The 13680-nt window shown below is 62.6% G+C and carries 12 protein-coding genes; 3 read left to right on the top strand and 9 right to left on the bottom strand.

Annotated elements, in window-relative coordinates; genetic code table 11:
* The first annotated feature begins 301 nt into the window (after window positions 1-301).
* A complete protein-coding gene (locus NF876_RS43195; RefSeq protein ID WP_315974901.1) occupies window positions 302-694 on the top strand; it encodes an outer membrane protein in 393 nt (130 codons plus the stop codon).
* A gap of 51 nt (window positions 695-745) precedes the next feature.
* On the opposite strand, the gene NF876_RS22285 is transcribed toward NF876_RS43195, so the two are convergent.
* The gene (locus NF876_RS22285; RefSeq protein WP_262270794.1) at window positions 746-1015 is read right to left on the bottom strand and encodes a hypothetical protein; all 270 of its coding nucleotides are present in this window, start codon (window positions 1013-1015) and stop codon (window positions 746-748) included.
* Here NF876_RS22285 and NF876_RS43515 point away from each other — a divergent pair.
* Together NF876_RS43515 and NF876_RS22280 are read left to right on the top strand one after the other, a co-directional pair.
* Window positions 911-1135, top strand: a complete 225-nt coding sequence (locus NF876_RS43515) for a DUF6894 family protein (RefSeq protein WP_373696704.1) — start codon at window positions 911-913, stop codon at window positions 1133-1135. The genes NF876_RS22285 and NF876_RS43515 overlap by 105 nt on opposite strands.
* Window positions 1136-1183: 48 nt before the next feature.
* The gene (locus tag NF876_RS22280; RefSeq protein WP_373371181.1) at window positions 1184-2347 is read left to right on the top strand and encodes an alpha/beta hydrolase; all 1164 of its coding nucleotides are present in this window, start codon (window positions 1184-1186) and stop codon (window positions 2345-2347) included.
* A 90-nt stretch (window positions 2348-2437) separates the two neighbouring features.
* Here the strand turns inward: NF876_RS22280 and NF876_RS22275 are convergent, their stop codons facing one another.
* From NF876_RS22275 to NF876_RS22240, 8 genes are all read right to left on the bottom strand, one after another.
* Window positions 2438-2854 (bottom strand): hypothetical protein, encoded by a 417-nt coding sequence (locus NF876_RS22275; protein WP_262266119.1) that lies wholly within the window; start codon window positions 2852-2854, stop codon window positions 2438-2440.
* Between the two features lie 139 nt (window positions 2855-2993).
* On the bottom strand, window positions 2994-3494 hold the full coding sequence (locus NF876_RS22270) for a hypothetical protein (RefSeq protein WP_262266118.1): 501 nt from the start codon (window positions 3492-3494) through the stop codon (window positions 2994-2996).
* Window positions 3495-3718: 224 nt separating this feature from the next.
* On the bottom strand, window positions 3719-5515 hold the full coding sequence (locus NF876_RS22265) for an adenylate/guanylate cyclase domain-containing protein (protein WP_262266117.1): 1797 nt from the start codon (window positions 5513-5515) through the stop codon (window positions 3719-3721).
* Window positions 5516-5751: 236 nt separating this feature from the next.
* Window positions 5752-6420 (bottom strand): TetR/AcrR family transcriptional regulator, encoded by a 669-nt coding sequence (locus tag NF876_RS22260; RefSeq protein WP_262266116.1) that lies wholly within the window; start codon window positions 6418-6420, stop codon window positions 5752-5754.
* A gap of 139 nt (window positions 6421-6559) precedes the next feature.
* The gene (locus tag NF876_RS22255; RefSeq protein ID WP_262266115.1) at window positions 6560-9667 is read right to left on the bottom strand and encodes an efflux RND transporter permease subunit; all 3108 of its coding nucleotides are present in this window, start codon (window positions 9665-9667) and stop codon (window positions 6560-6562) included.
* Entirely contained in the window at window positions 9664-10743 is a 1080-nt protein-coding gene (locus NF876_RS22250) for an efflux RND transporter periplasmic adaptor subunit (RefSeq protein WP_262266114.1), read from the bottom strand. The genes NF876_RS22255 and NF876_RS22250 overlap by 4 nt, the downstream gene beginning before the upstream one ends.
* Window positions 10740-11798 carry an efflux RND transporter periplasmic adaptor subunit gene (locus NF876_RS22245; protein ID WP_262266113.1) on the bottom strand — a complete coding sequence of 353 codons (1059 nt, stop codon included), beginning with the start codon at window positions 11796-11798 and terminating at the stop codon, window positions 10740-10742. Before NF876_RS22245 ends, NF876_RS22250 begins: the two co-directional genes overlap by 4 nt.
* A gap of 251 nt (window positions 11799-12049) precedes the next feature.
* The gene (locus NF876_RS22240) at window positions 12050-13633 is read right to left on the bottom strand and encodes a PAS domain-containing HWE histidine kinase family protein (RefSeq protein ID WP_262270793.1); all 1584 of its coding nucleotides are present in this window, start codon (window positions 13631-13633) and stop codon (window positions 12050-12052) included.
* Window positions 13634-13680: the final 47 nt, after the last annotated feature.

The raw sequence follows: 13680 nt of genomic DNA, 5'->3' as shown, positions 1-13680 counted from the left end.
TGAAAGGATAAAAAATGAGAAGGGCACTCAACGCTCACCTCGCCGCCCTGGCTGTTGCGGGCACCCTCGGAACGGCGGCTCACGCGGCCGACCTGCCGGCCCGCATGGCTCCTCCGGCTCCGACTGTTGCTGCTGTTTCGGTCTTCACCTGGACTGGCTTCTATGTTGGTGTGAACGCCGGCTATGGTTGGAATACGAACAACGATGATGTGGTGATCAACGGAACGACGTACCAAGTTGACGACGAGGGTGGCTTCGTCGGTGGTGGCCAGATCGGCTACAACACCAGATTGGCTCCTTCGTGCTCGGTATCGAGACGGACATCCAGTATGCCGACATCGGTGGGGATAATAACATCCCCATCCTCAAAAGCGACGACGATGATGACAACTGGTTCGGCACCGTGCGTGCCCGCGCGGGTTATGCCTTCGATCGCGCTCTGATCTACGCCACCGGTGGTCTGGCTTACGCCAAGATCAGCAATGGCTTCAGCAGTTCGGATGACACGAGTGTCGGCTGGACTCTCGGTGCGGGTGTCGAGTACGCCTTCACCAACAACCTGACTGCCAAGGTCGAAGGTCTGTACGTCAACCTCGACCAGGATGACGATGACCTTCCCGTTAACGCAGGCAGTGACGAGACCGAGTTCGGCGTGATCCGCGCCGGCCTTAATTACAAGTTCAGCACCTACTGAACGATCGACGTGGAGCAAGAACAGCGCCCGTCGCTTCGCCGGGCGCTGTTCTCAGCATGGATGTTCCGGGCCGAATGCTCGTTTTTTCGTGTTGGGCCTCAGTCTCAAAACCAAGCGACTTTGCTTCTTCAGGGACACGGAGCCCGTCTCGCCGATCTTGATGGCCGAGACGAACTCATGCGCTGCTATTTTCATCTTGTAAATGACCAGAAGTTCTTGGCCGATCCAACCGGGATTGAGGTCACGGACCTGGCGATGGCGCATGCTGAAGCTCGCAGAGCGATCGAAGAGCTGCTGCAGGAGGATCCAGCGCTGGAGCATGACTTGATCGGCTGGAGCTTGGTTGTTGCCGACGCTGCTGGAAAGTCCCTGCTATCGCTTCCTATCGGAGGATCAGTGCAGTCGGACCTGGCGAGTGGATTAACCTCGTGCCTGAACTAAGACACGCCCGCGTAACCTGATCACTTGAAACAGCAAATAATGACACCAATGGTCAAAGCATCAGGGGTGCCCCCGACGCCGGGCGTCCTGCAGCAAACCCTGCGCATTGCCGCCATCATTCCCCTTTGCATGGGTGTGATTGGATGCGCAAGCTCGCCCAAAGGGGTTCTAGCGCCGGTTCCGGCAGCCGTTCCAGGTGCCTCCCAAGTCAATCTTCTTGTCGCGACCACGCGGGCGCCAGCGTCGGATCCAGCGGTCCTGTTCTCCGGAGAGCGTGGTCAGGGATTGTACACGACCGAGATCACGCTCTCGATTCCTCGGGCGGCAAACCGGCAGGTCGGACAGGTGCAATGGCCGAAGCGCCTGCCCCCGGATCCTTCGAATGAGTTCACGACGACAAAGGTCAGGACCTTGTCCGACCTCGGCGAGGTTCGTGGATGGTTGAAGCAGCATCTCCCGCGCAGCCGTCGCGTCCTGGTCTTCGTGCATGGATTCAACAACCGCTATGAAGACGCTGTGTATCGCTTCGCTCAGATCGTGCACGATTCCCATGCTGACGTCGCGCCGATCCTGTTCACTTGGCCCTCCCGGGCCAATGTCCTTGAATACGCCTATGACCGGGAAAGCACAAACTACTCCCGGACGCAGCTCGAAGAGGTTCTGCGACGTGCCGCTCAGGATCCGTCGGTCGGTGACGTCACGATCATGGCTCACTCAATGGGAAGCTGGCTGGTGATCGAGGCCCTGCGCCAGATGGCGATCCGTGACGGCCGTGTCGCGCCAAAGATCAGGAACGTCATTCTCGCCGCACCGGATCTCGACATCGATGTATTTCGCCGTCAGTCGCAGGAACTGGGTCCGTCTCGCCCGAAGCTCACGCTTTTCCTGTCTCAAGACGATCAGGCCCTTGGCGTGTCGCGCCTTATTGGCGGCGATGTCGATCGGCTCGGCCAGATCAACCCGGCGGCCGAGCCCTATCGGTCTGAACTGGAGAAAGCCGGTGTGACAGTCCTTGATCTGACGGCCCTCAAGAGCGGCGATCCTCTCAACCATAGCAAGTTCGCGGAAAGTCCCGAGGTCGTCCGATTGCTCGGCGAGCGGCTCGTGGCCGGGCAGACAATTTCGCAGAGCAGAACCGGCGTCAGCGGCCAATTTGGGGCCGTGGCGGCGGTAACCGTAGGAAGTGCCGCTAGCCTTTTTAGTCTCCGCTGAGCGCTCTCTCTCGCCATGCACTGCGTCGATAGGTTCAGGGAATCGGCTTAGGCTTGAAAATGAAACCCAGTATTGTGTTCGATGCTCTAATTAGTGGCGTGTCCGCAGTTCTACGATGGCAGCGTTCAGACCCGATTGGTATTTCTCGAGCAAGAGTGCCATCACGTTGCCTGCGCCTGTCTTCCCAACTCGTGCAACCAGGAAGCTGCTCAGCCCATCCTCGCGTGCTTTACATCGCTCGAAAGCCTCTTTTGCGAGAATCTCTGAATCCTGCCGCGAATGGATCCTTTCCCTTACGAACGAGGCGGCACAAGCCTGCCATTGATCATTCAAAGGCCTTGCCTCCTCATAGACGGCAAGAGGATCGAACTCGTCGGCAAAGACAGGAGGCCCTACAACCAGTGAGGCGATCATCGAGCAGACGAGAAGCGCAACGCGCCAGCGCGTCTCGGGAGGGCGGATGGATAGACTAAGGTCCTCGCAGTGCCGCCTCATGAATAATTGCATTCCGGAAATCCTACCTGTGCTCCTCCCGGTCATTCGGGGACCGAGCCATGATGAACAATCCAATGCCGCGTCGTTAGCATGCTCCGTGCTCCCATGCCGCTGACCAGATACGCGGTGGAAGCAATCCGCGATCCTACGATTACTCGCCGCGCTTCACACGTATCCATTCGTGCTTGAGGATTCCTTGCATGACTTGGGTGATATCGCGGCTGATGGCCTCGATACGGTCCTCAACGCCATTCTCCAGCAAAGGAGAGCGAAGCTGGTCGATCGCTTCCTTCATCAGGAGATTGAGCTGCTGATGGTCCTGCTCCAGCGGGTTGAGCATGAGCTCGATCTTGGAAACAGTCCGCAACAAGTTCTCCACACGCCTGGATAGCTCGGGATCCTTTGCGATGATGAGGCCCGTCGGCTCCTCCAGGGTCTGGCGGAATGCGGCCGCGATCAGAAGCTGCGAGTTGAGGCTCGCCACAAGGTCGCGCATCGTATCGATCCACTTCTGGCGATTAACCGACAGCACGTTGGCCTTGAACTCGAACTTGGCGATCCGCGTGTTGACGAATGGTCCGGCGATCGACGCGATCATCGCCGTCGAAGCCGAAATGAGGGTGATCCATTGCGGGTTAAGGTCCATGGCCATCTGCCTCTCTCGTGGTCATGGACATCAATCCATCCTGTGCAACGTTATGGAGAGGAATAGACGTGGGCAAATTTCTGGTCCAATATATTGTTTTTGATTTTATGATTGGGGAAATATATCATTAGCTGAATTTAGCTGTTGCGATCCAGACGTCAGAGCCCGAGTGCAGGGCAAGCCGACCCAGGGCTCAGTTGTTTGCGGGTCCGATGGGGCCAAAGCGATGCTTAAGTGAGCCGATAGATTCCCATCGTGCCATCTCTCTCCCGGACCTCTCGTCGGGCCCAGAACACGGCCTGTCCGGGCTCAAGCAAGCCGGAACAGACCCCTTCAGTGATCAATGTGATCACGTCGCTGTCGTCTTGGACGTCCTTCCCAACCTGCTCCAGGCGTTGTGCGATGTTAACGGCATCTCCGACGAGCGTGTAATTGATCCGGCTAGGAGCCCCGATGTTGCCCACGAGAGCAGGGCCCGTGCTGATGCCAATCCTCACCCGGACAGGGGCAAGGCCGCTGGCCAATCGGGCTCGGTTGTCGGCGTGAACCTTGGAGGCGATCGCCCGTGCGGCCCGGCAGGCCCGTTCCACGTGGTCGGGTTGCTCCTCCGGTGCCCCCCAAAACGCCATGAGGCTGTCGCCGATGTACTTGTCGATCGTGCCTCCCTCGGCCTCGACACAGGCCCCAACCAGAGCAAAGTGCGAGTTCAGGAACTTTGCCGTTTCGGAAGGGGACAGCCGCGATGCGATTCGTGTGAAGCCGCTCAGATCCGTGAACATGACGGTAACATCACGCTCATAGGCGTTGGCGAGATCGTCCTGCCCCTGCGCGATAAGGCGATGAACGAGGTGTTTGGGCAGGTACAGTTCAAACCAGCGAAGAGCTGCAACCATGGCGTTCAGCGCCTGGCTCGCTGTGTCGAGTTCCAGGATCCGGCTGCGTGAGAGAACGGGGGCTCGGTCGAATTCGAGCATCCGGACAGCTTCTGTCACACGAACGAAATCACGGATCGGATGGGCGAGGCGCCGACCGACCGCGATCGCGCTGAGCACGGAGACGAGCAGGAGCCCTAAGCCGGTCAGCACCATCGTCTGCAGTCGCTCCGCCTCCTGCCCGGCGTCTGAACCGGGCAAAGCGGCGCCAATGATCCAGGGCTTGTCACCGAACCCTGCGATCCGTCGGTACATGTAGATGAAGTAATCGCCTGAGAATGGAACGATATGCCCCTGGTCCGTCGACCTCAGAGGCAGATTCAGCGGTTGTCGCTCAGCCGACCATATCGCTTGCAGAACCGCGTCGTCGACCTCGCTGAGGAGCGGCAATGGGCGCTCGCGTGCTCCTGGTGGGGATCTGCTGGCCAGGGCAGGGTGAGCCAGCACCGCGTCCTCGCCGTGGAGGATGAACGCTCTCTGCACGGGCGAGGAGATCTCGGCGACGTATCGGGAGAGCTCGGTGACCTCAATGGCCGGGACCAGGAGTCCGATGAGGTCTCCGTCACGATGCACGGGGACGATAAACGGGATGATTGTCTGCTGAAACGGATGGCTCCAGACGGGGTCCCTCCATCCGGCATCCTTGCCGGCGCGCACATCCGCGAAGAGCTTGATGATCTCGGGCTGGCCGGACCAGTCCTCGATGATGAGACTGCCATCTCGTCGCTCCACCCGCACGACCTCCAGGTTGGCGCGAATGAAGCCGATGCCGGTTACCTGCGGTGTTGCGGCAAGGGCGGATCTGAGGGCGGTTTCGAGCGCTCTGGCATCATTGATGTCGAGCTGCCGCCGATCAATCGAGGTCTTCAGATACTCGGCTTGGGCCACGACGTGGCCAAGATGTTGCCGGACGCGCTGCTCGATGGAGGACAGGATCAGGTCGGCCTTATCGGCCAGCAGCTCGCCCGTGTTTCGCCCCGCGCCCCCGAGGCTTACCACGAGAACGGAGCCGACGGCGAGGAGCATCAAGCCCCCGAAACTGATCGCCAGAAGCGTGCTGAGAGAGAAATAGCGTGGGGAGATACGCTGTCGCATGCGGATCTCGGGTTTTTGACAGGGGGATTGTTGCTCCAACGGAGCGGACCGGGCAAGGGCTTCCAGCGTCATGGTCTCGCTACGGAGGTTGTGTACGGGCTTCTAACACTTGTCCCCTCAGCCTGGACCTCGGCGTTGGCTAGCGGAAGAACGCGACGTAGAGCGTGCCATAAGAGATTGACACGGTGATGATGAGCGGAAACCACCTGGACATCATGCGTCTCAGTCATAACGGCTCATGAGGCCTGCTCTCCCGCCGTGCGGCCGGTATCCCGCCGGATGTCCGAGTTTCGGAGAATGTCCTCGACCACGGCCGTGCATTCCGCTTCTGTCAGGCAAGGTTTGTGGGGCACCAGAACGCGCTCCATCACGTGCGCCATGAACTGCCTTGCGAACTCCTCTGCCGCGGCACGGCTGCTGCGGATCCGAAGGCTGCCGGCAGACGCTCGGAGATCGAGATAAGCTGCGATCTGCTCCGCAGTCTGGCCCAGGCTGTTCCGAAGGAACTCTTCTCCGAGCCCGGGAAACCGGCCGAGGGCTCCGATGATCAGGCGCAGGGTGGCGATGGTGGCCGGATTGTTCAGGGTTTCGAGAACGGCCAGCCCGATCTGACGCAGGGCGGAGCACGGGTCAGGGTCGTCCTGGTCGACGGACGGCAATGCCCGTGCAATCCTCTCCGCTTCCGCTGCGATCAGCGCTCTGAACAGGGCGTCCTTGCTGTCGAAGTGGTGATAGATCGATCCTTTCGAGACGCCCGATTGATTAATGATCTGGTCGATGCTGGTGCCCGCATAGCCGTTCAGGAGAAAGACCTGACGCGCGCCGTCCAGGATCTGACGCTTCGTGAGCGTGCTCCTGAGATCATGCGGGCGTTTATCGCTGTGAGGCGGATTGTCGTTGGGCACGGGGCTTTGCTCCTCTTTGGCATGCAGTGGAGGGTGGCCCCGGCGGCTTGCGGCCGCCGGGGCGGGGAGGCGTTCGCATGGGCCGGGTGCGCGGGACAGGGCCGCAGTCCGGAACGCCTGCCAATCGGGTTAGCGCGGTCTATGCCGGCGCATGCGTCTTCTCTGATTCATGCGCCGCCTCAGGGGCTGTCAGCGTCGTATGGGGTCCGGAGGGCGCCTTGATGCGGAACCAGGCCACGTACAGCGCCGGCAGGAACAGGAGCGTCAGCAGCGTGCCCACGATGATGCCCCCCATCATGGCGAAGGCCATCGGTCCCCAGAACACTTCGGATGCGATCGGGATCAGCGCCAGGCTCGCCGCTGCCGCCGTCAGCAGGATGGGCCGCGTCCGGTGCATGGTGGCGTCGACCACGGCCTCCCAGGGATCCCAGCCCTCCCGCAGGTGGTCGTCGATCTGCACGATCAGGATCACCGAGTTGCGGATCAGGATGCCGACCAACGCCAGCACGCCGAGGATGGCCACGAAGCCCATGGGAGCCCCGCTCGGCAGCATCGCCGCCACCACGCCGATCAGCCCGAGTGGGGCCACCGCCACCACCAGGAACAGCCGCGAGAAGCTCTGGAGCTGAACCATCAGGATCGTCGCCATGATGAACAGCATGAGCGGGACCACCGCCATGATCGGCCCCTGAGACTTGGCGCTCTCCTCCACCGGGCCGCCCACCGCCACCTGGTAACCGGCCGGGAGCGTGCGGATGAACTCCTGCACCTTGGGCTCGAGCTGCAGGACGACCGTCGCCGGCTGGGTGGCATCGACGATGCTGCCCCGGATCGTGATCGTCGACAGGCGGCTGCGGCGCCAGATCACCGGCTGCTCGAGCTCGTAATGGAAGGTCGCGACCGCCGCCAGCGGCACCGACTGGCCGTTCTTGCCCGGCAGCTGCAGGTTCTGGAGCGTCTCGATGGACCGCCGCTCGGCGGCGCGGGCCCGGGCCACCACGTCGACCAGGTAGATCGAATCGCGCACCTGGGTGATGCTCGTGCCGCCCACAACGCCATTCAGGGAGCCGGCGATGTCCTGCGAGGTCACGCCGAGCTGGCGGGCCTTGTCCTGGAGCACGTCGACCTTCACCACCCGGGCGGGCTCGTTCCAGTTGAAGCCGATGTTGGTGACCTGGGGGTGCTCGCCGATGACAGCCGCGAGCTGCTGGGCCAGGTCCCGCACCTTCTGGACGTCCGGCCCGCTGAGCCGGTACTGCACTGGGCGCCCGGCCGGCGGCCCCATTGCCAGCAGGTCCACGTACACGTCGAGGCCGGCAAACTCCTCCCGGGCCCAGGTCTTGATCTTGGCCCTGAGGCGCTCACGGGCCTCGATGCTCTTAGTCACGATGACCATCTGGCCGTAAAATGCATTCGACGGCCGCGGGTCGAAGGAGAGAATGAACCGCACCGCGCTCTGGCCGACATAGGACGACCAGTGTTCGATGTCGGGATCGCCCGCGAGCTTGGCCTCGAAGCGGTCCATCTGCGCCTTCGTGTCGGTGATCGACGCGTTCTGCGGCAGGTTGAAGTCGACCAGGAGCTCGTTGCGGTCCGAGGACGGGAAGAACTGCTGCTCGACGAACCTCATGCCGTAAAGCGAGACACCGAACATCACTATCGTCACACCAATGGTCAGCCAGCGCCAGCGCATGGCACCGTCGAGGATGTGCGAGAACATCTTTTCGAGGCGGCCCGGTTCGTCGTGATGCTTCTTCATCGTCTTCGGCAGCAGCGTCACGCCGAGCAGGGGCGTGAACAGCACCGCGACGATCCACGACAGCAACAGCGAGGCCGCGATCACCACGAACAGGGTGAAGGTGTACTCGCCCGCGTTGCTGGTGTTGAGGCCGACCGGGATGAAGCTTGCGACGGTGACGAGTGTGCCGGTGAGCATCGGGAACGCAGTCGACGTGTAGACGGCAGTGGCCGCCTTGCGCAGCGTGTCGCCGGCCTCCAACCGCGCCACCATCATCTCGACGGCGATCATCGCATCGTCAACGAGAAGGCCGAGCGCGATGATGAGGGCGCCAAGCGAGATGCGCTGCAAGGAGATGCCGGTATACTGCATGACCACGAAGGTCATGGCCAGCACGAGCGGGATCGACAGCGCGACCACCAACCCAGCCCGCACACCGAGGCTCACGAAGCTGACCACCAGCACGATCACCACGGCCTCGAACAGGGCCTTGGTGAAGCCGCCGACCGCCTCCTCGACCACGACGGGCTGATCGGCCACGAGATGGACCCCGACACCGATGGGCAGTTCGTCGGTGATCTTGGCCATGTGTTCGTGCAGCGCCTCGCCGAACTGCAGCAGGTTGGCGCCGGTCTTCATGCCGATGGCCAGGCCAATGGCGGTCTGGCCGTTGAACCGGAACAGCGCCTGCGGCGGGTCGAGGTAGCCGCGGCTGATGGCGGCAACATCGCTGAGGCGGAAGAAGCGGTCGTTGATGCGCAGGTTGAGGTTGCGCAGGCTCTCCTCCGAGGTGAACTGCCCGGTCACCCGGACGCTGATGCGCTCAGCACCAGCCTGGATGACGCCGGAAGGGGTGATCGCGTTCTGGGCCTGGAGCGTCTGCACGACGTCCTGCTGACTGATGCCGAGGGCTGCCATCTCGCGCGTCGAGAACTCCAGGAAGATCACCTCGTCCTGGGCGCCGATCAGGTTGACCTTGCCCACGTTCGGCACCGTGAGAACCTTGGTCCGCACGTCCTCGACATAGTCGCGCAACTGGCGCTGCGTCAGCCCGTCCGCGGTGAAGGCATAGACGTTGCCGTACACGTCGCCAAAGTCATCGTTGAAGACAGGGCCCACGACACCTTGGGGAAGCTCCCGTTTGATGTCGTTGACCATGTTTCGCACTCTCACCCATACGCCCGGCACGTCGCGGCTTTTGACCGTGTCCTTCAAGTTGACATAGATCACACTCTGGCCCGGCGTGGTCTGGCTGCGGGTGTAGTCGAGCGAGTCGAGTTCTTCGAGCTTCTTCTCGATCCGTTCGGTGACCTGGCGGGCCGTATCCTCGATCGTAGCGCCGGGCCATTGGGCAGCGATCACCATGGTCTTGATGGTGAACGACGGGTCCTCCTCGCGCCCCAGGTTGACGTAGGCAAGGAGGCCAGCAACGGCGGAAATGATCATGAAGTACCAGACGAGGGAGCGGTGCTCGAGCGCCCAGTCGGACAGGTTGAAGCGGCGGTTCATTGCGAGGCCTCGTCTGCGATCTTGACTGTTTGGTTGGGGGTCAGGCTGTTCACGCCAGCAGTGACCACGCGCGTACCGCGGGTGAGCCCGTTCAGAACCCGGACGGAGGATCCGTCTCGGGCGACGATCGTCACGTCCCGCGTCGACACGGCCCCAGTGACCGGATCGACGACCCAGACCATCGTCTTGCCGTCCCGCTCCAGCAGGGCCGAGACAGGCAACTCGACCCCCGCGACCGCCTCTGCCGTGACCGAGGCGGTGATCGTTGTTCCGAGACGGAAGCTCTCGGGTGGTTTATCGAGGGTGATCCTCACCCGCCGCGTTCGGGTGGCGGGATCCGCCTGTGGCGCGATCTCTCGCACCGACCCGGCCGCCCGCACCGAGGGATCCAGCTGCAGAGCGACATCGAAGCGGGCCTCCGGCCTGAGATCCCGCCCGATGCTCTCGGGCAGATCGACGACCGCCTCCCGGATGTCCGGGCGAGCCACCGAGACGACCGTTTGTCCCGGCTGGACCACCTGCCCGAGTTCCGCCGATGTGGCGGTGACCACACCAGCGAAGTCGGCGCGAAGCTCGGTGTAGCTGAGCTGCTCCTCGGCCTTGTCGAGGTTTGCCCTGGCGCTCGTGACGCCAGCCTCCGCAGATTCGCGGGCCTGCCTGGCGGCATCATACTGGGCCTGGTTGGCAATGTTCTGCTGCAACAGCATGCGCTGACGGGTCTCCGTCGCGGCGGCATTCTCAAGACGGGCGGTCGCGCTGGAGTGGTCAGCCTGCGCCGATCTCACCGCCAGCTGGTAGGCGAGGGGGTCGATCGTGGCCAGGCGCTGCCCCTTCTTGACCACGTCGCCCACATTGACATCTCGGCTGATGATGCGTCCGAGCACCCGAAACCCCAGGTCGGACTTGTACCGGGGCTCGACGGTTCCAGCGAAGCCCACGGTCCGCACGGCCTGCGGGGCAACAACGACGGTGAGAACGGGTCGGGGTGCCGGCGCCTCGGCATGGTGCTCCTCCTGGCAGGCGGCGAGCAGGCCGATCACACTCAGGGCTGCCACGGATGTCAGAATCGGGTTCATGAGGCCGCTCCTTCGGGGAATGCAACAACCTGGTTGGGACGCAGGAACTGCGCTCCACCGGTCACGATGATCTCTCCGGGTTGGAGTCCCCCACGCACGACCACCTTTCCGGTCTCGTAGCCTTCAACGGTGATTGGCCTCAGCGACACGGTCTTGCTCCGGGGATCGACGGTCCACACGGCCGGTCGACCGTTCCCGCTCGAAAGGGCGCTCCACGGGATCACGACGAGCTTGCGGGTCTGGAACCGGCCCTCGCCGACGACAGCGGCGCCGAGTGTCATCGCTGCCGGCGGATGCGCGATGGCAACCTTGGCCCTGACGGTCCCGGTGGCCCTGTCTACGGTCGGGGAGATCTCACGCACGCTGCCCTTGGCCTTCACGGCCGGATCGGACACCAGCGTCAGCGCGATGGCGGGATCGGCGAGTTCGCGGGTGAAGATCGATTCATAGACGTTGAAGACCGCATCGCGCGGCCCGTCCTGGGCGATCGAGAAGATGGTCTGGGCCACCTGCACGACCTGCCCGGTCTCGGCCTTGCGGGCCGTGATGACCCCGGAAACGCCGGCCCGCAGCACCGTATCGGACAGGTGGTCGCGGGCGGTGCCGAGTTGGGCCCGTGCGGTGTCGAGGGCGGCCTGCGCCGTACGGGACGCTTCTTGTGCCTGATCGTGCTCCCGCTTGGTTGTGAAGCCCTGGGCGAGCAGCGCCTTCTGGCGCTGGTAGGTGGAGATCGCTTCGCGGAGAACGGCCTCGGCAGACTGGACGGCGGCCTCGGCGGCGGTCAGCGTCGCCTGTTGCTGCTGCGGATCAAGCCGGGCCAGCACCTGGTCGGCGGTCACGTGATCGCCGACGTTGACCAGGCGCTCGGTGATGCGACCGCCCGCCCGAAACGACAGGTCGCTCTCGACCTGTGCACGGACTTCGCCGGTCAGCCGCACCATCGGGGCATAGTCGGTCAGCCTGGCCGTCTCGATCTGAACCACAATCGGAGAATTCTCCGGTCGGCTGGTCTGCTGCTGGCAGCCGGCCAGGCCTGTCACGGCAACCATTGCCATGCAACAGACTGATTTATGCCATTGACGACTGCATGCCATGGCGTGCTCTTTCCCTGATGTCCTCGGAAACCATTGCCCATGAGGATGGGATAGGCTTGTTACATGGCCCGGTCCAATATATTGTTTTTTGCTTTACGATTGGCAAAATATATCAATGAACTGAGGTTGGAGCCGGTATTCGCGTGCCTGCTGGAGCGGTCGTCCCAAGGCGACAAGGCCAGGGGTCGTGGCTCACCCAGTGCAGGCCATCATCACTGCGCCACACCCACTAGGGCAGCCTCCACCCGAACGCGCAAACCTTCCGGTGCGAAGGCCACCTCAACCTCACCGCCGAGTTGACGGCTGAGCACGCGCTCCAGCAGCGTTGTTCCGAAGCCCTTGCGGTCCGGCACGGCCACGGGTGGCCCGCCGTGCTCCACCCATTCGAAGCGGATCTTGCTCTCCCCGACGTCCGCGGCAGGCAAGCTCCATGTGACCTGAACGCGTCCCTGTGGACTGGACAGTGCTCCATACTTGGCCGCGTTTGTCGTCAGCTCATGCACCGCCATCCCGACAGCCAGTGTCAGATGAGCAGGCACATCCAGGTCCGGCCCGGTCAGGATGACGCGTGTGCCGGTCTGATCGTCATAAGGCTCGAGCTCACTGCGCAGGATATCCCGTAGCCGCACGCCTGCCATTTCGTTGTTGAACAGGAGCGTGTGGGTCTTTGCGAGGGACATGATCCTCTGGGTCAGGGAATCCCGGAACGTCTGAGCCGAGGGCGCGTTGCGGGCCGTGGAGTTCACCAGGGCCTGCACCGTGCTCAGGGTGTTTTTCACCCGGTGGTGGAGCTCGCGCATGAGCAGAGCCTGCTGCTCCTCCAGACGCTTCTTCTCGCTCATGTCAGAGAACATACCCAATGCACCCGAGACCTGACCCAGTTCGTCACGCAGGGCGCTGGTGGCGGCCAGGACGGGAATGGCCGCACCGTCCTTACGCCGAAAGCGGATCTCGAACTGCTCGAACTCGCCTGCAAGATTGCGGCCGACCCGCTCGCGGTGGTTCGGCTCGTCTTCGGGGAAGGTGAACTCCAGCGCTGAGCGCCCGATCATCTCGTCCGGAGTACAGCCCAGCATGGCCGCCATGCGGGCATTCACAAACTGCGTGCGGGCATCGGCGCCGATCAGCCAGATCCCCTCATTGGCGGTCTCGACAATGGTGCGGAAACGCGCCTCGCTGGCACGCAGGGCCTCTTCGGCGAGCTTGCGGTCATGGATGTTGGTGGTTGTCCCAGACCAAGCCGTAATGGCTCCTTCGGCATTCCGAAGCGGAATGGCCCGGGTCAGGAACCAGCGGTACTCCCCGTCATTGCGACGGATGCGGGTCTCGATCTCTAACGCCCGTCCGCTCTGCCGTGCGGTGCTCCACGCCTCCAGGCAGCGGGCCTGATCATCGGGATGAAGCACCAACGCGGGCCAGCAGCGGGCATTCTGTTCGGGCGTGATGCCGCAGAAGCTGAACCACTGATCGTTGACGAAGGTAATCGTGCCGTCGGGAGCCGCGGTCCAGACGATGGTTGGGATCATGTTGGCAAGGGTACGGAAACGAGCCTCGCTTTTCTCAAGCAAATCGCCGTGCTTCGGGAGCAGGTCGAACGGACAGCCATGAGAAGGCAGGACAGCCTTGTTGCCGGTGATATGGGCGATCTTCGTTTCCGTTGCCGCAGTCGAGGTGAAGCCCGGATCAGCGGCAAAGAGCTGCGCGAGGTCAATAACGCTTGGGTCGCTCAAGCTCTCTTGGGCCGGTAGTCCGGCGGGCCTGTTGTCGACGGCGCGGGTGCTGGAGTTCATAGGCATCAATCAATTCTGCAATCTATTTTGTGCGAAGACGTAGCTAGGGATAA

The sequence above is a fragment of the Microvirga yunnanensis genome (genome assembly GCF_025460875.1).
This window is presented reverse-complemented; position numbering and strand designations above follow the sequence as displayed.